The 16,757-nt window shown below is 48.0% G+C and carries 18 protein-coding genes and 1 other annotated feature; of the genes, 11 read left to right on the forward strand and 7 right to left on the reverse strand.

All coding sequences use genetic code 11. The features are described 5' to 3' along the window. Nucleotides 1-25: 25 nt before the first annotated feature. Nucleotides 26-952, reverse strand: coding sequence for an RluA family pseudouridine synthase (locus tag HI950_RS20925; protein ID WP_169086348.1), 927 nt, complete (start codon nucleotides 950-952; stop codon nucleotides 26-28). 189 nt (nucleotides 953-1,141) lie between these two features. Here HI950_RS20925 and HI950_RS20930 point away from each other — a divergent pair, with 189 nt between their 5' ends. After that, a complete protein-coding gene (locus tag HI950_RS20930) occupies nucleotides 1,142-2,692 on the forward strand; it encodes a stalk domain-containing protein (protein WP_169086346.1) in 1,551 nt (516 codons plus the stop codon). A 156-nt stretch (nucleotides 2,693-2,848) separates the two neighbouring features. Continuing rightward, nucleotides 2,849-4,741: a B12-binding domain-containing radical SAM protein gene (locus tag HI950_RS20935; protein WP_169086344.1), complete on the forward strand. Its 1,893-nt coding sequence runs from the start codon at nucleotides 2,849-2,851 to the stop codon at nucleotides 4,739-4,741. Between the two features lie 105 nt (nucleotides 4,742-4,846). Here the strand turns inward: HI950_RS20935 and HI950_RS20940 are convergent, their stop codons facing one another. Beyond that, a complete protein-coding gene (locus HI950_RS20940) occupies nucleotides 4,847-5,731 on the reverse strand; it encodes a LysR family transcriptional regulator (RefSeq protein ID WP_169086342.1) in 885 nt (294 codons plus the stop codon). 205 nt (nucleotides 5,732-5,936) lie between these two features. Here HI950_RS20940 and HI950_RS20945 point away from each other — a divergent pair, with 205 nt between their 5' ends. Together HI950_RS20945 and HI950_RS20950 are read left to right on the forward strand one after the other, a co-directional pair. Beyond that, nucleotides 5,937-6,170: a DUF1330 domain-containing protein gene (locus HI950_RS20945; protein ID WP_223285418.1), complete on the forward strand. Its 234-nt coding sequence runs from the start codon at nucleotides 5,937-5,939 to the stop codon at nucleotides 6,168-6,170. Nucleotides 6,171-6,235: 65 nt separating this feature from the next. Next, nucleotides 6,236-7,030, forward strand: a complete 795-nt coding sequence (locus HI950_RS20950; protein WP_169086340.1) for an SDR family oxidoreductase — start codon at nucleotides 6,236-6,238, stop codon at nucleotides 7,028-7,030. A gap of 156 nt (nucleotides 7,031-7,186) precedes the next feature. On the opposite strand, the gene HI950_RS20955 is transcribed toward HI950_RS20950, so the two are convergent. From HI950_RS20955 to mnmL, 3 genes are all read right to left on the reverse strand, one after another. Continuing rightward, nucleotides 7,187-8,161: a type I phosphomannose isomerase catalytic subunit gene (locus HI950_RS20955; RefSeq protein WP_169086338.1), complete on the reverse strand. Its 975-nt coding sequence runs from the start codon at nucleotides 8,159-8,161 to the stop codon at nucleotides 7,187-7,189. A gap of 289 nt (nucleotides 8,162-8,450) precedes the next feature. Further along, the gene (gene mnmM / locus HI950_RS20960; RefSeq protein ID WP_169086630.1) at nucleotides 8,451-9,047 is read right to left on the reverse strand and encodes a tRNA 5-(aminomethyl)-2-thiouridylate-methyltransferase MnmM; all 597 of its coding nucleotides are present in this window, start codon (nucleotides 9,045-9,047) and stop codon (nucleotides 8,451-8,453) included. Between the two features lie 69 nt (nucleotides 9,048-9,116). Then, nucleotides 9,117-10,091: a tRNA modification radical SAM protein MnmL/YtqA gene (mnmL, locus tag HI950_RS20965; protein WP_169086336.1), complete on the reverse strand. Its 975-nt coding sequence runs from the start codon at nucleotides 10,089-10,091 to the stop codon at nucleotides 9,117-9,119. Nucleotides 10,092-10,372: 281 nt separating this feature from the next. Between mnmL and HI950_RS20970 the strand changes: the two genes are divergently transcribed. Together HI950_RS20970 and trmB are read left to right on the forward strand one after the other, a co-directional pair. Next, nucleotides 10,373-10,582: a hypothetical protein gene (locus HI950_RS20970; protein ID WP_169086334.1), complete on the forward strand. Its 210-nt coding sequence runs from the start codon at nucleotides 10,373-10,375 to the stop codon at nucleotides 10,580-10,582. A gap of 195 nt (nucleotides 10,583-10,777) precedes the next feature. Next, entirely contained in the window at nucleotides 10,778-11,545 is a 768-nt protein-coding gene (gene trmB, locus HI950_RS20975) for a tRNA (guanosine(46)-N7)-methyltransferase TrmB (protein WP_169086332.1), read from the forward strand. Here trmB and HI950_RS20980 read toward each other — a convergent pair. After that, the gene (locus tag HI950_RS20980) at nucleotides 11,542-12,114 is read right to left on the reverse strand and encodes a phosphatase PAP2 family protein (RefSeq protein ID WP_169086330.1); all 573 of its coding nucleotides are present in this window, start codon (nucleotides 12,112-12,114) and stop codon (nucleotides 11,542-11,544) included. The genes trmB and HI950_RS20980 overlap by 4 nt on opposite strands. Before the next feature lie 625 nt (nucleotides 12,115-12,739). On the opposite strand from HI950_RS20980, the gene HI950_RS20985 reads away from it, so the two are divergent. The 5 genes from HI950_RS20985 to HI950_RS21005 all read left to right on the forward strand — a co-directional run bounded on the left by HI950_RS20985 (nucleotide 12,740) and on the right by HI950_RS21005 (nucleotide 16,035). Next, nucleotides 12,740-13,975 carry a glycosyltransferase family 2 protein gene (locus tag HI950_RS20985; RefSeq protein ID WP_169086328.1) on the forward strand — a complete coding sequence of 412 codons (1,236 nt, stop codon included), beginning with the start codon at nucleotides 12,740-12,742 and terminating at the stop codon, nucleotides 13,973-13,975. 107 nt (nucleotides 13,976-14,082) lie between these two features. After that, nucleotides 14,083-14,241 (forward strand) — a sequence feature (ribosomal protein L20 leader region). 56 nt (nucleotides 14,242-14,297) lie between these two features. After that, on the forward strand, nucleotides 14,298-14,795 hold the full coding sequence (gene infC, locus HI950_RS20990) for a translation initiation factor IF-3 (RefSeq protein ID WP_169086628.1): 498 nt from the start codon (nucleotides 14,298-14,300) through the stop codon (nucleotides 14,793-14,795). 34 nt (nucleotides 14,796-14,829) lie between these two features. Then, nucleotides 14,830-15,027 (forward strand): 50S ribosomal protein L35, encoded by a 198-nt coding sequence (rpmI, locus tag HI950_RS20995; protein WP_053374531.1) that lies wholly within the window; start codon nucleotides 14,830-14,832, stop codon nucleotides 15,025-15,027. A 50-nt stretch (nucleotides 15,028-15,077) separates the two neighbouring features. After that, nucleotides 15,078-15,437 carry a 50S ribosomal protein L20 gene (rplT, locus tag HI950_RS21000; RefSeq protein ID WP_054028358.1) on the forward strand — a complete coding sequence of 120 codons (360 nt, stop codon included), beginning with the start codon at nucleotides 15,078-15,080 and terminating at the stop codon, nucleotides 15,435-15,437. Between the two features lie 220 nt (nucleotides 15,438-15,657). After that, nucleotides 15,658-16,035 carry a hypothetical protein gene (locus tag HI950_RS21005; RefSeq protein WP_169086326.1) on the forward strand — a complete coding sequence of 126 codons (378 nt, stop codon included), beginning with the start codon at nucleotides 15,658-15,660 and terminating at the stop codon, nucleotides 16,033-16,035. Nucleotides 16,036-16,049: 14 nt separating this feature from the next. Here HI950_RS21005 and HI950_RS21010 read toward each other — a convergent pair whose 3' ends face one another. Beyond that, nucleotides 16,050-16,502: a GNAT family N-acetyltransferase gene (locus tag HI950_RS21010; protein ID WP_169086324.1), complete on the reverse strand. Its 453-nt coding sequence runs from the start codon at nucleotides 16,500-16,502 to the stop codon at nucleotides 16,050-16,052. Nucleotides 16,503-16,757: the final 255 nt, after the last annotated feature.

The following is a 16,757-nucleotide window of genomic DNA, read 5'->3' on the forward strand; positions in this document are numbered from 1 at the left end:
GCCGATGCTTCTTTATGTGGTTCTTCTACTCGTTTGCGTGGAATGGCTTGAGAAACAGCTTCGGAATTTCCGTTTCGAAGCGCACAAGCTTGCCTGTAATCGGGTGCGTGAAAGCGAGTACGCGAGCATGAAGTCCAAGCCTGCCGATAATTCGCGTACGCGCGCCGTACTTTTTGTCGCCGACGACCGGGTGGCCAATGTCCTCCATATGAACGCGAATTTGGTTTTTGCGGCCGGTTTCGAGATTCACTTCGAGCAGAGAGAAGTTTTTATTGGCGCGCAGCACCTTATAATGGGTAACGGCATGCAGACCGTCATTCGGGTGGGAGCTTGAGTACATTTTGAGCGTCTTGCTTTCCTTCAGCCATGAGGTGACGGTTCCCTGCTCCTTCTTAACGGCTCCCTCTACAAGCGCAACATAGATCCGCTCTTGAACCGAATCCTGCCAGCTGTTTTGCAGCTGCTGCTGAACCGCTTCGCTCTTTGCGAACATCATGACGCCCGACGTGTCGCGGTCGAGCCGATGCACGACAAAAATCCGGTTTTTCGTATTTTCTACCCGTACATGCGCCGTTAGCTGGCGATAGGCGGTAACTTCATGCTCCGGTGCAGCGTCTGATGATATGGACAGAAGTCCGGCTTCCTTCTTAATGACGATAATATGCTCATCCTCGAACATAATGGTGAGCCCTTCAAGCGGAATCTTCTCCTGCGGCCGATCTCTGCCTACAGTAACCGTCTGTCCAGGCTGGAGCGGATAATTGTACGCGGTAGTCGATTTTCCGCTAACGGATACCTGTCCGTGCGCCAAAATCGATTTAACGACATTGCGGCCTGCCCCGGATATGTTTTTTATAAGAAAAGGCAGCAGCTCCATCGGTTCGGTGACCGGATAGGACTTGCTCTTATCTGCCTGAGATTGAGGAGCTCCGCGCTTTTTTCCTCTGTGCATGCTTAAAAACCTCCTAGATTCAATGCTCCTACTATACCACGAGTGATGGCTTCAGTTCTAATCTTCTATTTGGCTTCTTTCTGCTAGCTATGAAAACCGATTTCATAGACAAAGCATAAGTAGGAATGGTAGGATAAATGGTAGAGATATCATATGGTGAAATTGTGAAATATTGGAGGAAACTACCGCGTGAAAATCAAACTTTATCAGACTTTGCTCAGTCCCCTTCTAGTAGCTGGCTTATTGCTTGCACCATTGCCAGGACTCAGCGACAGCTCAGCTGCGGCGGCAAGCGCCTCAAGCAAGGCGACCGCTTCCAAGGCTCAGCAATTGCAGGTTGTAGTAGACGGCAAGAAGCTTTCGCTCTCTGCAGCGGCTTATGCAGAGAAAGGCGTAACCTTCGTACCGATGCGTGATATTTTTACAGCGCTTAGCGCTTCCGTAACCTGGGAGAGCAAGACGCAGACAATAATCGGACGTAAAGGCAATTTATCTATATCCCTTAAAGTAGGCAATAAGCAAGCGGTCATTAATGGTAAAACAGTGAAGCTCGATGCTCCGGCAGTCGTTCGCAAGGGCGTTACATTCGTACCGGTTCGTTTCATTTCCGAAGCTTTCAGTGCTGCAGTCAAATGGGATAGCGTCGCTAACGCCGTTCGGATTACATCGCCGGAGGCCGCTGAGGAAGCCGAATATAACGAGTGGCTCGAACAGCAAAAAAATCGTCCTAAGCTCACAAGCCAACAAATCGTAGAGAAATATGACGAGAGCATCGTGATGATCATGACAAATCGCGGTCAGGGCAGCGGGGTAGTCATTGGCGATAATCTTATTCTTACGAATTATCATGTTATCGCTGACGCAGCCTCCGCAACGGCGCTTTCCCTGGATGGCGAGGAGCTTAAAATTATCGGCGTAGCCAACTATGACGAGAAAGCGGATCTGGCCATCATCAAAACGGAAAATATGATTGGCCTGCCGGCGATTGAGCTGGGCTATGGCTTAAACACCTATAAAGGAAACAGAGTCATCGCGATAGGAAGTCCATTAGGCTTGCAAAATACGGTTTCCGATGGCCTTGTCAGCAGCATTTTTTTCGAAGATGACGTTCGTTACATACAAACAAGCGCGCCAATCGACCATGGAAGCTCTGGCGGAGCGTTGTTTAACGAGTATGGCGACCTAGTAGCCATTACATCAAGCGGCTATTCGGATGCGAGTGCGGATTTAAACTTTGCTGTTTCGGTTATTCACGCGGCTAATCTACAAAGCGAAACGACTGATGAACAAATAGCAGACGCTAAGTTTTTGCCTCCGAGCTTGCCTGAGACGCTGGTGGGCGCATCGCTGACAGATATTGAGAAGCTGCTTAAGGATCAATATTCCTCCTTGTCCACAAATGATGGCGAAGCGGCGTTTACCAAATGGGAAGCGAAGCAAGATGCTCCTGGATGGCTTGTCCTGACAGCTGATATTGATCCTTTATTCTATATGTATTACGGACCCAAATCGGCTGAGGAGCTTCGGGCTTGGACGATTAATTTAGGCTATGAATTCCACAGGATGCTGCCTGACGTTAAAATTCAGGTCGTTATTTCCTTCCAGCGCGATTACGGCTTCGAGCCGCGCGGTTTTGCTGCGGGCGAGGTTGCATCATTAGGCAGCGATAAATGGCGGGTTCGTTTTCCGGTCATCGACATGCAGCTTAAGGATGAGCTTTTTATAAAAGTTAGAGATTAATGGAAGCGAGGTATCAGCTGCCGCGATATGCGGCAGCGGGTGCCTCTTCTTTTTTTCTTTTTTTTTCGGTACAATAGAAGGCATCTTGCTATGGGCGCTGTGAGCTGTCACACAACGCGCTTCATAAGCAAATGCTTAAGTTAGAGAGGTTATGCTATGAAAGTGGTACTGTCCACCTTAAATGCTAAGTTTATACACACGTCACTGGCGCTGCGCTGCTTGAAGGCGTTCAGCGGAGACCGATTCGATATCGATATTGCTGAGTATACGATCAAAGATCCGGTGATGAACATCGTGTCGGATATTTTTTCGCGCAAGCCTGATGTAGTAGGATTCTCCTGTTATATTTGGAATATTGAAGAGACGATTACCGTCATTAATATGCTGCGCAAAATTATGCCGGAAATTAAGATCATACTCGGCGGGCCAGAAGTCAGCTACGATATGGATTATTGGATGGAGCGCGTGCAAGAGGTCGACTTTATTGTAGTTGGAGAAGGCGAGGAGACGTTCCATCATTTGCTGGCCGAGATTGAAGGAGACGGCAAATACCATATGGTATTTGGCATTACCTACCGGAAGCAGCGCGAGGACCGCGTCGAGGTGCTTATTAATCCGCCCCGTCCGAAGCTGAACCTGAACGAGCTGCCTTCGCCGCATCGATTTGAGGAGGATATCCCTCATTTGGGAAGCCGTGTCGTTTATTTTGAGACAAGCCGCGGCTGTCCGTTTAGCTGTCAATTTTGCCTATCCAGCATCGAGGTTGGCGTTCGTTACTATGATATGGAGCGGACGAAGGCCGATATTTTGTATTTGATCGAAAAAGGCGCAAAGCTCATTAAATTCGTCGATCGAACCTTTAATATCAAACGGGACTACGCGCTCGAAATTTTCGAGTTTTTGATCAAGAACCATCAAGGCTGCGTCTTCCAATTTGAAATTACGGCAGATATTATGAGGCCTGAAGTGCTTGATTACTTGGCTGAAAATGCGCCTCCTGGCATATTCCGCTTCGAAATCGGCGTACAGTCAACAAATGATCCGACGAATGAAGCGGTTCAGCGCCGCCAAAACTGGATGAAGCTCGTTCGTACGGTCATGAAGGTGAAAAACTCGCAAAAAATCGATCAGCATCTCGATTTGATTGCCGGTTTGCCGCTTGAGAATTACGATACGTTCCGCGGCACGTTCAACGATGTGTTCGAGCTGCGTCCCGAGGAGCTGCAGCTTGGCTTCCTCAAAATGCTGAGAGGAACCGGCCTGCGCCGCGAAGCGGACAAATGGGGCTATATTTATATGGATAGATCGCCATATGAAATGCTCGGCAACGATCTGATGCCCTTTGGCGATATCGTTCGCATCAAGCGAGTAGAGGACGTGCTCGAGAAATACTGGAATGCGCATCGGATGGATCATACGCTGCTTTATTTAGTAGATCGCGTATTCCCTTCGCCGTTTGATTTCTTCCAGGCGTTCGGCGATTTCTGGGAGCGGAGCGGCTGGCAGAAGATCGGTCACCAGCTTGAGGATTTGTACGCCAGGCTGTGGGCGTTTCTTCAAACGCTGCCGTTGCCTGGGAAGAAGGAAATCGCTTCTCTTCCGTCGCAGCAGGATGATTCGAAGAATGTGTCCTATACATTCGACGAGGTGCTAGCAATTGCTGGATCGCGCCTTGATACCGATGTCGTGCTCGGGCTTATGAAATATGATTATTTCCTTAATCATAATTACAAGCCGCGCAAAACGTGGTGGGAGTTTACGATGGACAAGTCCATATGGAGCGGCTGGATGCGCCGCCTAGCGGAACGTCCAGACGATGTGTCCGCTGAATTTGCAGCTCTGCGCTTTGGCGAGAAGGAGCTTCATAAGCATGCGGTTATCGAGAGGCTGCCATTTGATCTGGCAACATTCCTAGCAACCGGAGAGGTTGTACGGGAGAATCATACGCTGCTTGTCGTCTTGTACGCGCTTGAGGCTGGCAGCAGCAAGCCGAAGCCGCGTCCGTTCACATTGTCGATCGAAGTGGGGCAGGGCGCTTTACAAGGGTAATAGAAATAGAAGGGGCGTGCCAAAGGTCTTAGTTGACCTATTGGCACGCCCCTTTCATTAACGCGAATTCCGTTTTTTGACGTATAACGGAACATGAATTTGTCATCAGAGTGCTGATTCGCAATGAAGCTCTACATATTCAATAAATCGTTTGGCCGCTGGCGACAAGTAGCGGTCCTCCCTCCATTTTAGACCAATCTCCCAAAACCACCCTTCGTCTGAAATCGGAATCCAGACCAGTCCGTCCAGCATTAGTCCGACCGTTTTCGGAAGCACCGATACGCCAAGCCCTGCCTTAATGAACCCCGCGACAGTAGCTAGATCTTCAGCATCATAGGTTGAAGCCAGCGTAAAGCCGGAATGTTGAAACCGTGCTAAAATCGTTGCTTTGAGTCCGCAGTTGTTCTTTAGGCCGACGAACGGCTCGCCTGATAAATCCATGAGACTTAGCGATGAACGTTCCGCGAGCTGATGCTGAGCTGGAACAACAATGTATAAAGGCATCGTCCTAATTACGAGCCATCTATGATTATCCATAATGGATTCTCTGGAAGTAATCATCAGGTCCGAATATCCTTTCTCCAGCTGCTCATCGATGTCCCCGAGATTTCCCTGATTCAGCTCAAAACGAACTTTTGCATGTATAAGCTGATAATCCCTGACGAGAGTAGGAACCAAATCAACGCCTAAAATGTTCAAGTAAGAAATCGAAACGACCCCCGTTTCCGGATTGGACCATTCTTCAATTTCTTGCATGCCGTTCTGGATATTTTGCAAGGCTTGCTCCACCCATTTGCCAAACATGATTCCATATCGGTTAAGCCGAACATTTCGGCCATTCCGTTCAAATAACGGAACGCCTAGTTCGTTTTCCAGCTTGGATATGGAATGGCTTAATGCAGGCTGCGTAATGCTCAGTGCTTTCGATGCCATTGTCATATGCTGCAGACGAGACACCGTCAAAAAGTATTCAAGCTGTGTAAGCTCCAAACCAACACCTACCCTATATGAATTTTATTCATCAATTTTATTATTATTATAAATTGGACGTTATAAAGGGGTCAAGGTAAGATAGCTTTGAGCTTGAATAGCAAATGAAAGAAGGGAAGTAATTGTCGGCTTATGTCCTTTTTATACGTGAAAAAACGATCGATAAGACAGAGCTCGGAATTATGCGCAAAAAGCGCCAGCGGGTCTGGACGGGCATTCCGTTACGCCTCTTGCAGTATATGGTACCCATCAAGTGATCGAAGGACCGGATGTTGAAGGTGCTGCTATCCTATCGTTTCCGTCTTTGGAGGAAGCAAAAGCGTGGTATTATAGCCCGGCTTATCAAGAAGCAGTGCAGCATCGGCTTCGTGGCGGTATATATCGGGGCATTATCGTAGAAGGCATTTTGAAGGACGGAAGTGAGAGGGATGAACAATGAACAGCTTCATGAAAATATGCTAGAAGGCTAAGAGAGTTTGAAAAAATATATGTGGAGGTTCCATCATGAAACAATTACATGTAAGTCCATGGAATGAATTTGAAGGCAAAAAGGTGTTGGTTACCGGCGGAACAAAAGGAATGGGGCAGGCGGTCGTCAAAAGGCTTTCCGATGCCGGTGCAAACGTGCTGACTACGGCCCGTTCGATGCCAGAAAATGTGATCGGGCCTGATTTGTTTATACAAGCGGATCTCGCGACACTAGAGGGGACTCAAAAGGTCATTCAAGGCGTAAAGGAGCGATTTGGCGGAATTGACATCATTATTCATTGTGTCGGCGGTTCGACGACGCCGCCGGGTGGAGCGCTCGCCTTGCGTGACGAGGATTGGATTCATACCTTGAACTGGAATCTCCTCGCCGCTGTACGCTTGGATCGTGGGCTGCTGCCGCTAATGGTCGAGAAGGGAAGCGGCGTCATTATACACGTTACCTCGATCCAAAGACGGCTGCCTCTTTATGAGACGACACTGGCTTATGCCGCTTCCAAGGCCGCGCTTGCCAACTACAGCAAAGGGCTGTCCAATGAATTTTCCCCGCGAGGCATCCGAATCAATACGGTATCGCCTGGTTTTATTCAAACTGAGGCCGCGGATGCTATGATTGACCGAATAGCAACGGCGACAGGAAGCCGGGAAAGCGCGCTGCAGGAATTGATGGACTCGCTCGGGGGCATTCCGATTGGTCGACCGGGACTTCCGGAAGAGGTTGCCGAGCTTGTGGCATTTCTAGTTTCCGACCGTGCAGCTTCGATTACGGGCAGCGAATATGTGATTGATGGCGGCACGATACCGACCGTTTAAACGATATTTGGCATATAGGAGAAAATAAATGAAAAACGACTCTGAGGATAATTCCTTCAGAGTCGTTTTTGATTCAAGTAATAGTGGCTGGTGTACAGGATGTTTGCATGATTCGAAATCGTAACCGGTTGTCAGTCTTCGACTTTTTGCAGCCGTTTAAGCGGGAACAACGCTGCGAAGAACCGTCATGCTGCCCGAAAGCGTGTAGTCGCCAAGATTAGCTGGAAGCAGGAAGCACTCGCCCGCTTTGACAGACTGCTCGCCGTCCGCCCATTTCAAACGGCCTTCACCTTCCGCAATGACTAGAATAACGAAGCTCTCTAGCGAAGTAGATAGCTCCCAAGGAGCGGCTACGATCCCTTTTTCTACGATAAAGTAAGGGGATGAAGCGATATTGAGCCATTCGCCTGCGACAGCATTGTCGGTTTTCATACGCTGAGCGCCGGCGCCTTTATAAGCGATAACGTTTAGTGAATCTTCAATGTGAAGCTCGCGCAGCTGACCGTCAAGACCTGGACGATCATAGTCGAACAGACGATACGTGGTATCGGAGTTTTGCTGAATCTCAGCTACTACAACACCTGAGCATAGTGCATGAACAGTACCGGCTGGAATATAAAACGCATCACCTGCTTCGACGGATACCTCCTGCAGCGTATCCATAATGCGACCTTCCGCAATAGCGGCTTCCATCGCGGCGCGGTCTACGCCGTCCTTCAGGCCGTAAATGATTTTGGCGCCCGGCTTAGCATCGAGAATGTACCACATTTCGGTCTTGCCGAGCTCACCTTTTGGCAGGCCTTCGTAGACGTCTGTAGGGTGCACTTGAATGGATAGATCGTCATTGCAATCGAGCAGTTTAATCAGGAGCGGGAAACGTCCGTTTTTCTCAGAGAAGCCCTGTGTGCCGAACCAAACGCGGCCGTAGTTTTCACGGATTTGGTCAAGGCCGGCGCCAGCAAGCTCGCCGTTCATCACTTTCGTTGTGCCGTTCGGGTGATCGCCAATCATCCAACCTTCACCGATTGAGCCTTCAGGCAGCTCAAGCCCAAAGCCCTCAAGCGCGCGTCCTCCCCAAATGCGTTCTTTCATTTCCGGCTTGAATTGTAAAGGATAAGGTTTTACTGTCATAAGTTATCTCTCCCATGTCGGTTGTATGTATTCGTGTTTTTTTTCAACTACCCTTAAGCATAGGTTGAACAGGATACGGTGAAAAGGGGCGTAATGACCAAAATAATGACATTAACTACCTATTTATAAGGAACAATGGGCACTATTTCTTTGGTTAAGCGTAACTGGCTGCACCATTTAATGAAACAGCGCCCATATTGTCTTTTATTGAAGTTGTTGCAAATTATTTTCTTCGATAATAATGCCTTTATTTTACCGCTATGTTAATCATCTGTTGTCTCGCACTTCGTTACTTAGCGGCTATCGGACGTTTCTCAAGAGCGACGAGATAAGGTGCCGCTGGTCGCTGCGACTGGCGGTAAGTTACCGCCTGTGCAAGTGATTGTGGAAGCTGCGCAGCCCAAGCTTCAACGGAGGCCGCTTCCTCAGCGCCGCCGGGGTGGCCTGGATATAATACGCAGGTTACGATACCGCCCGGGCGCAGCAGCCGTATAGCTGCATCTAATGCCGCCAGCGTCGTAGCAGGCTCCGTAATGATCGTTAGATCGCTGCTTCCTGGCAAGTAGCCAAGGTTGAACATAACCGCGGAGACTTGTCCAACGATTGCGGGATCAACCGCCTCAACCATCCTTGCATGATTCTCAAGCACCAGCGTCACGTCAGGCAGCTTGCTGCCGCCTTCATGAGCGGATAGACGCTCATAGGTACGATCAAGCGCCTCCTGCTGGATATCGAAGGCATACACCGTGCCGTTTGGCCCGACGAGCGCTGCAAGCGCCTGCGTATCGACGCCTCCGCCAGCGGTTGCGTCAATGACGATATCGCCAGGAGAGGTACGCTCGGCGATCCACTTGTGAGCCATGCTCAGCACCGAAAGAAAGCCCATCATACACCTCCAATCGCTGCTGCTGATAGGCATAAGTCTTTGCTAATGCAGCAAGAGCTGCTCATTTTCCTATTGTGCATTCCGAACCTCCGGCTGCCATAGCCTGCCTTGCCAAGTTTTGCGGCGCTTTAGCTCATCATCGAAGGCGTTCAGCACAACCCATTTCTTTAGGCTCCACATAGGACCGATCAACAGATCGCGCGGGGCATCGCCTGTCAGGCGGTGAACGATCATCTCGGGCGGCAGAAATTCCAGCGTGTCGACGATCAAATTCACATATTCATCCTGCTCAAGAAATTGGAGCAGCCCAGCCTCGTACTGACGGACCATTGGCGTCTTGCGCATAAGGTGGAGCAAATGAATCTTGATTCCCTGCACATCCATATTGGCAACAGCGCGACCGGTGTCTAGCATCATTTCATGGGTTTCCTGAGGAAGTCCATAAATAATATGCGCGCATACGCGAATGCCGCGCTCGCGCAGACGCCTTACGGCATCGACATAGCAGGCCGTATCATGCGCCCTGTTGATCAGCTCGGAAGTAGATTCATGCACCGTCTGAAGCCCCATCTCCACCCATAGGTAGGTTCGCTCATTCAACTCCGCCAAATAATCGACGACATCATCAGGCAAGCAATCGGGACGTGTAGCAATCGATAGGCCGACTACGCCGGGCTGCTGCAAAATGACTTCATAATATTCGCGCAGCTCCTCAACGGGCGCATACGTATTCGTATAAGCCTGGAAGTAGCCGATGTACTGGGCATCGGGCCATTTCTGATGCTGGCGATCACGTATATTATTGAACTGCGTAACGAGATCATCCCGCCTGCTGCCGGCAAAATCGCCTGAGCCGCGAGCGCTGCAAAATGTACAGCCGCCCTTCGCAATCGAGCCGTCGCGGTTAGGGCAAGTAAAGCCGGCATCAAGCATCACTTTGAATACTTTGCCGCCAAACTGCTTCCGCATTTCGTAATTCCATGTATGAAATCGTTTATCGCCCCATAGCATTGGATCTTGCGGCGACGTTTGTAATTCAATCATCGTTTTCCCCTTCTTCCAAGACTTACAACCTATATTTTAGCGAAAAACGACTGGAAAAGCCACGTTTGTTATAGGAGAGGCTGAAGAATGTTCGGAAACCGCTTTATTTGGAAATTATTTTTGAAAATGGTCATTTGGGGCTTGCGTAACCTTACATGAAGTGTTATATTAAAAGTGCGACAAAACAACAAATAAACCTGACATAGCCCATTTGAACCTGCATTCATGAAACGTCGATTAAATGGAAATACTTTTTTAATAAATCGATGAGGTGATTAGAGATGAGTCATGTATCCAAAATTTTACGCGGCGACGACACGGTTACGGTCGAGCTGACTGTCAAAGAACTGATGGCGCTTACGGGTGTCCGTTTTCACAATAACCATGGCGTAGAAATTTCTGCACGCAAGAAATTGAACGAAGTGTTGGTCGAAACTTATGAGCGCGACCAGCAAGAGAATGGACCGATCCCTTACCAACTGCTGCTCTAAAGCGTAAGCCGTGCAGCAAAATACACAACATGCAAGCCGCAGCGCCGTGATATGGCCGCGGCTTTTTTCTATAATAAAAACGTTTGCCCACGTTGCTTGCTTTACCGTTCCTCTTTACTTTGCACCCATTCTTGGGCACAATAAGGACTAGTCTATTCGTTGCATCGTCTACGATAAATGGAGGAATCACTGCATATGCGTTTAAGAGGAAGAAAAGGTATTCGCGAGAGTCTTGAGGGACAGCCGGAGCTAGTTGTGCTAGATGCCGCGCCCCACAAAGGAAAATGGAACGAGTTTTTCGGTAATGATCAGCCTATTTATGTAGAGCTAGGTATGGGGAAGGGCCGTTTCATCAGCCAGATGAGCGCGCGTTATCCACACATCAACTTTATTGGCGTTGACATGTACGACGAGCTGCTTCGCCGCGCGAGCGAGAAAGCACGCATCGTTTGGGAGCAAAAAGGGGAGTCGCATCCGCCGAACCTCGCGCTGCTGCGCGCCAATATTGAAGGCATTGAGACGATGTTCGCGCCAGGCGAGATCGAGCGCGTTCATCTTAACTTTAGCGATCCATGGCCAAAGAGCAAGCATGCGCGCCGGAGACTAACGCATCCTAGGCTCGTTGCGAAATATATCGAGCTGCTGAACGAGCGCGGCGAGATTCATTTTAAGACGGATTCGCAATCGTTGTTTGAGTTTTCATTGAACAGCTTTGCGGAAATGGAACTCGTCATGCGTAATATTTCGCTCCATTTACACAAAGAAGGTCCTAGAGAGGACCTTGTGTTTACCGAGTATGAGATGAAGTTTATGGAAAAAGGGCAAAATATTTATCGCGTTGAAGCCGTAATCGGCTCCGAAGCGCTGCGGAAGCACCGCGAGGCGAAGCATGAGAAGTCGATTAAGGAAGAGGCGGAAGCGATCGAAGCGGATGCGAACGATTCCGATGATGATGATAACTAGTTGAGTCCAATAGCCGGTCCAACCCAGGAATAATTGACCGCGAGAGCGGTCACCGTTCCGATGAGTGCGCCTGCCGCAACGTCGGACGGATAATGCAAGCCAAGGTACATCCTCGACCATCCAACCGATACTCCGATTATTAAGGCTAAAGGCACCATCAGCGTGAGCCAAATGCCGCTCGTGAGCAAGATAGGTACAAGCCAGGCAAAAATAGCTGTTGTATGGCCGGATGGGAAGGAAGAGTCTACCAGCGGCTTATGGCCGGTATTGACTCCCTGCAATGCCTGATAAGGTCGAAGCCGCTTGAACTTACGTTTGACGATTGCAACTGGCAAATGGCTAATGATGACGGCAGTCAAGCATTGCCAGCCAGTTATGCTCCAAGGTGCCGGTGCTAGAATTGCATATATCAGGGCGGTTGCAAGCGTAAAGGTGGCGCCGCCCATATGTGTGACCGTACTTAACCATTTGCCAAGGAGTCGATGTCTTTTTCCCCCTGCAGGTCTCCGATTTGCCCAAATCAGCATCTTTTGCTCACTTGTCTTCAGCCAGCCTATCATTCGTTCCATCGCTGTCGTCCTCCTAACGGTGGCTAAGATTGAAACTTATTTCTTCTTATATTGTAATAAATCAATTTTAGCATGTTTTTGTTCGCTGAGCGTAAACTATTTCTTGTCCCATTATTAAAGTTTAACATAGCTGGCTTATAAATATTGATTTTCAAATTGCTGTTTAATAATGTGCAGTTGATGGTAAAACTGTAATGGACATATTTCCAGGCGTTAAGGCAAATAATGTCGAAATAGCGAAAGGTGTCATTTTGATTCCTCGTGTTCACCTGTTCGTCACATAGTCGCTACTCAATCCCAGAAACATTTTCACACATTTTATCGTAAATAAGGACGTTAGTGCTAAAAAGTCAGCAAATGGTTGAAAATAAGACTGAGTCGTCGTAAAAGGAGGTAATGCATACATTGGTGTGCCATGCAAGCGTTTTTCTGACGAGATTAAGCATAATCGAGACTAATTCAACTTTTGACAAAGAAGTTGTTTCTGTGGAGAATCAATAAAGGTCCGCGAGTGTTTGCAGAGAAACACTCATAACAGAGAGAAAATATATAATAAAAGCTTGCAGCAGCCGTGAACAATGCTGAAAAGAGCAAAAAAAATGGGGTCTCAAGGGGGCAGTACCGCATGGTTCTAAGTGTTATTTTTATTGCATTTCAGGTAGTAATGGCGTTAATCGCGGTTTATCAATTCAGCATTTCTATTTTCGGCTTGGCCAAAAACAAAAGCCGGAAGCATCACGCACCGCAAAAATCATTTGCCGTGCTAGTCGCAGCTCACAACGAAGAAAAAGTAGTCGGAGCGCTTATCGAGAATTTGAAAAAAATGGACTATCCAGAGGAACTATACGATATATTTGTTATTTGCGATAACTGCACAGACGGTACGGCTGATATAAGCCGGAGCCATGGCGTCAACGCTTGCGAGAGAACGAATCAACTGCTGCGCGGTAAAGGCTATGCGATTGAGTGGATGCTCAAAGAGCTGTGGGCTTTGCCCCGCCAATACGATGCAATTGTCATGTTCGATGCGGATAATTTAGTAAATCCCGATTTCTTGCAATTGATGAACAACGATTTATGCGAGGGCCATCAGGTCATCCAAGGTTATTTGGATACCAAAAACCCGGATGATTCATGGGTTACCGCAGCATATGGCATTACTTACTGGTATTGCAACAGATTGTGGCAGCTGTCCAGAACGAATTTGAAAATGGCCAACTTTCTCGGCGGAACCGGCATGTGCTTTGATTCGTTACTGCTGAAGGATATGGGCTGGGGAGCAACAAGCCTCGTTGAGGATTTGGAGTTCTCGATGCGCTGCGTGCAGCGCGGCGTCTACCCGGTACTGAACTACGATGCCAAAGTGTATGACGAGAAGCCGGTTACGTTCAAAGCTTCCGCCAGACAGCGTCTGCGCTGGATGCAGGGACATTTTAACGTGGCGCGCAATTATTTTTTTCCGCTGCTATGGGCGAGCATCAAGGAGCGCAACTTTGTAAAGTTTGATTCGGCAATCTACTCGATCTCCGTCTATAACACATTGCTCGGCTTTGTATTGACGATGATTATTTGGATCGATATCGCGCTGCCGTCTTCGAATTACTTGGATTCTCTGTACAACTACGTGCCATGGTGGGTAGTCGGTATCGCTGCTGTTGCGTCGATCATCCAATTCCCGCTTGCGCTTATGCTTGAAGGCGTGAAATCGTGGAAGATGTACGCACATCTGCTTACATTGCCGCTGTTCCTAATTTCTTGGTGGCCGATTACGTTCTATGCTTTCTTTACTCAAAACAACAAAACGTGGAGCCATACACAGCATACGCGCGTCGTTCGTATCGAGGAAGTACAAAGCAAATAGAGAAAAGCGGGCTTTAAAGTAGCTTGAAAAATCATTTGCGGCAACTGTTGACACAGCTTCGTAGGCCATGGTATAGTAACACGGTAACATTTTCAACTAACTAAATGACGCACAAGCAGAAGCACCCGCTTCTCACCTTTCGGCTTAAGCTGGCTGGTTCGCGATAATCGATTGGTCACTCCATTGTTTCGAATAGAAATGATGCACTGACATACATGTACGGTTATGAGATGCGGGTTCGAGCGAACCCGCATTTTTTTATTGCGTAAAAACATGAAAAAACCATTTTTGGAGGTGGCACGTTATTAGCAGAGAACATCAAATCAATGATGAAATCCGGGCCAGAGAAGTACGTTTAGTAGGCGCTGACGGTGAGCAAATCGGCATCAAATCGATTCGCGATGCCTTGCAGATGGCTATAGAGCTTAATTTGGACCTGGTGAACGTCGCTCCGACGGCTAAGCCGCCGGTATGCCGCATCATGGACTACGGCAAGTTCCGTTATGAGCAGCAAAAGAAAGAAAAAGAAGCTCGCAAAAACCAAAAGATCGTTGATCTTAAGGAAGTTTGGTTCCGCGCCAACATTGATGAAAATGACTACCAAACGAAATATCGCAACGTCGTTAAGTTTCTGGGTGAAGGCGATAAAGTGAAAGCATCCGTAAGATTCCGCGGCCGTGAGATTGCACATGCATCTCTAGGACAAAAGATTTTGGATCGCCTTTCAAAAGAGGTTGCCGAATTATGCAGCGTTGAGCGCGCTCCTAAGCTGGAAGGCCGGAGCATGATTATGATTTTGGCACCCAAAACCAACAGCTAACAACTGATGAAGAACTTTAAGGAGGATAACTGATATGCCTAAGATGAAAACTCACAGCAGTCTGAAAGACCGCTTTAAAATTACTGGAACTGGTAAAGTAAAACGTTACAAAGCTTACCGTAACCACTTGCTTTCACACAAATCCGGTCGTCAAAAACGCGTACTTGCTGGCCAACCGCTTATGGCTGCTGGCGACGTTCGTCGTTTGAAGCAAGGCCTTTCCAACTTGTAATATAAAGCAACAACAAATAAGCTAATTCAACCTACAGGAGGTTTCCACTCATGGCAAGAGTCAAAGGCGGATTTGTCCGCACTCGTCGTCGCAAAAGAATTCTAAAGCTAGCTAAAGGTTATTTCGGTTCGAAACATCGTCTGTTTAAAACAGCGAAGGAGCAAGTTGGTAAGTCCCTTATGTACGCTTACCGTGACCGTCGCAACAAAAAACGTGACATCCGCAGACTGTGGATCGTTCGTATCAACGCGGCAGCTCGCATCAACGGACTTTCGTACAACAAATTTATGCACGGCTTGAAACTTGCGGGCGTAGAAGTTAACCGCAAAATCCTTGCTGACCTAGCAGTTAACGATATGACTTCGTTCAACTCGCTTGCAGGCATCGCAAAAGAGAAAATTAACGCGTAGACGTTAACGTATAAAGGCTGTCCAGGTTGTCGCTTTGACGACTATTGGACAGCCTTTTTTTAATATATGCAATTGCTATCTATGAAGAAGCCGTAAGCAGCTCAAGCTCTAGCATCTCTAGCAGGCTATGCGTACATTTATTAGAATAGAGGACAAACAAACAGACGGAATCCGCTTTCCCGGAATAAGCTAAAGGACAACGGGAAAGGAGGGATTTCGCATGCGTAACGTTTCCAAACAAGAAGTACGGAAACTGGTCGGCAAATCCATTTATGCAGTACGTCCTGACGGCTCAGTCGTCACGGGCAAGCTCGTTCGTGTTAGCCAAAATAAATTGGTTGTAGCTCCCTTGAAAAAAGATAAGGGCAAGATTGTAAAAACTAATGCTATTCTACCTCTTGTCTTGTTTGATCTTCTTGCAATCGGCACGCTCCCACTTTGGGGCGGCGGTTTTGGTGGAGGCTTCGGCGGAGGCTATGGCGGTAATTGTTGCAACAACAAGTACAATAACTACGGAAGTGGCGGTTATGGCAACCAAGGCTATAACAGTTACAACGGTTACAACAATTACGACAACCAAGGCTATAACGGGTATTAATGAAAGCTAGGTAATCATAACGGGGCAAGCGGCTTAAGCAGCTCGTAACAACGAAGCTCAGGATAGTAGTGAACGGTATTATAACCAAGCTTATTGTATAATTGATGGGCTTTATCATTTACCTGATCGACAAACAGCCTGGCTACCTTGCAGTGCTGCTTCCTGCCGTAAGCCTCGCTATGTGCTATTAATTTTCTGCCCCATTGTCTATTTCGATGCTCGGGATGCGTGACCATCATATCTAAATAAAGAACTTCCCCCATCACTTCAAAATGAATGAAGGAGACCGGCGGGCTTTTTTTTGATAAGGATGCTACATAAGTAACACCTCGACGAAATCGCTTCGGAAGCTCGCGAATCGTCTGGGCGTCATGCTGGTGAACCGTATGCGACAAAGGGATCAGCTCGCTCCGAATGAGGCGGACAACCTCTGCTTGATCAAACCGAGGCTCATAAAGTCTTATCATAAAGATCATTCCATTCTGCGGCGCTGAATAGATTGGAGCGCTGCATGAGTTTGCCGATTAGAGGCTAAAATAGTATATGTGTCGGGATCGCAAAATGCGCCGATTACAATTTATGCGAAGAGTTGCTCATGGTTCTTGACGAACGGAGATTCGCGGCATATAATAAAGAAAGTCTTATCTACCACGTACCGGTGTACGCACCATGTGGTACATATACAATCAGCAATGATGAGGACGAAGTGCTTAGGGCTCTTT

Source organism: Paenibacillus sp. PL91 (assembly GCF_012935325.2).
In the GTDB taxonomy this organism is placed as follows: Bacteria; Bacillota; Bacilli; order Paenibacillales; family Paenibacillaceae; genus Pristimantibacillus.

Bases quoted from the DNA above. Each gene is read 5' to 3' on its own strand.
- HI950_RS20925 (WP_169086348.1), bottom strand. From the start codon at position 952: ATGCACAGAGGAAAAAAGCGCGGAGCTCCTCAATCTCAGGCAGATAAG.
- HI950_RS20950 (WP_169086340.1), top strand. From the start codon at position 6,236: ATGAAACAATTACATGTAAGTCCATGGAATGAATTTGAAGGCAAAAAG.
- trmB (WP_169086332.1), top strand. From the start codon at position 10,778: ATGCGTTTAAGAGGAAGAAAAGGTATTCGCGAGAGTCTTGAGGGACAG.
- HI950_RS20985 (WP_169086328.1), top strand. From the start codon at position 12,740: ATGGTTCTAAGTGTTATTTTTATTGCATTTCAGGTAGTAATGGCGTTA.
- mnmL (WP_169086336.1), bottom strand. From the start codon at position 10,091: ATGATTGAATTACAAACGTCGCCGCAAGATCCAATGCTATGGGGCGAT.
- HI950_RS20955 (WP_169086338.1), bottom strand. From the start codon at position 8,161: ATGACAGTAAAACCTTATCCTTTACAATTCAAGCCGGAAATGAAAGAA.
- rplT (WP_054028358.1), top strand. From the start codon at position 15,078: ATGGCAAGAGTCAAAGGCGGATTTGTCCGCACTCGTCGTCGCAAAAGA.
- HI950_RS21010 (WP_169086324.1), bottom strand. From the start codon at position 16,502: ATGATAAGACTTTATGAGCCTCGGTTTGATCAAGCAGAGGTTGTCCGC.
- mnmM (WP_169086630.1), bottom strand. From the start codon at position 9,047: ATGGGCTTTCTTTCGGTGCTGAGCATGGCTCACAAGTGGATCGCCGAG.
- HI950_RS20980 (WP_169086330.1), bottom strand. From the start codon at position 12,114: ATGGAACGAATGATAGGCTGGCTGAAGACAAGTGAGCAAAAGATGCTG.
- rpmI (WP_053374531.1), top strand. From the start codon at position 14,830: ATGCCTAAGATGAAAACTCACAGCAGTCTGAAAGACCGCTTTAAAATT.
- HI950_RS21005 (WP_169086326.1), top strand. From the start codon at position 15,658: ATGCGTAACGTTTCCAAACAAGAAGTACGGAAACTGGTCGGCAAATCC.
- HI950_RS20935 (WP_169086344.1), top strand. From the start codon at position 2,849: ATGAAAGTGGTACTGTCCACCTTAAATGCTAAGTTTATACACACGTCA.
- HI950_RS20970 (WP_169086334.1), top strand. From the start codon at position 10,373: ATGAGTCATGTATCCAAAATTTTACGCGGCGACGACACGGTTACGGTC.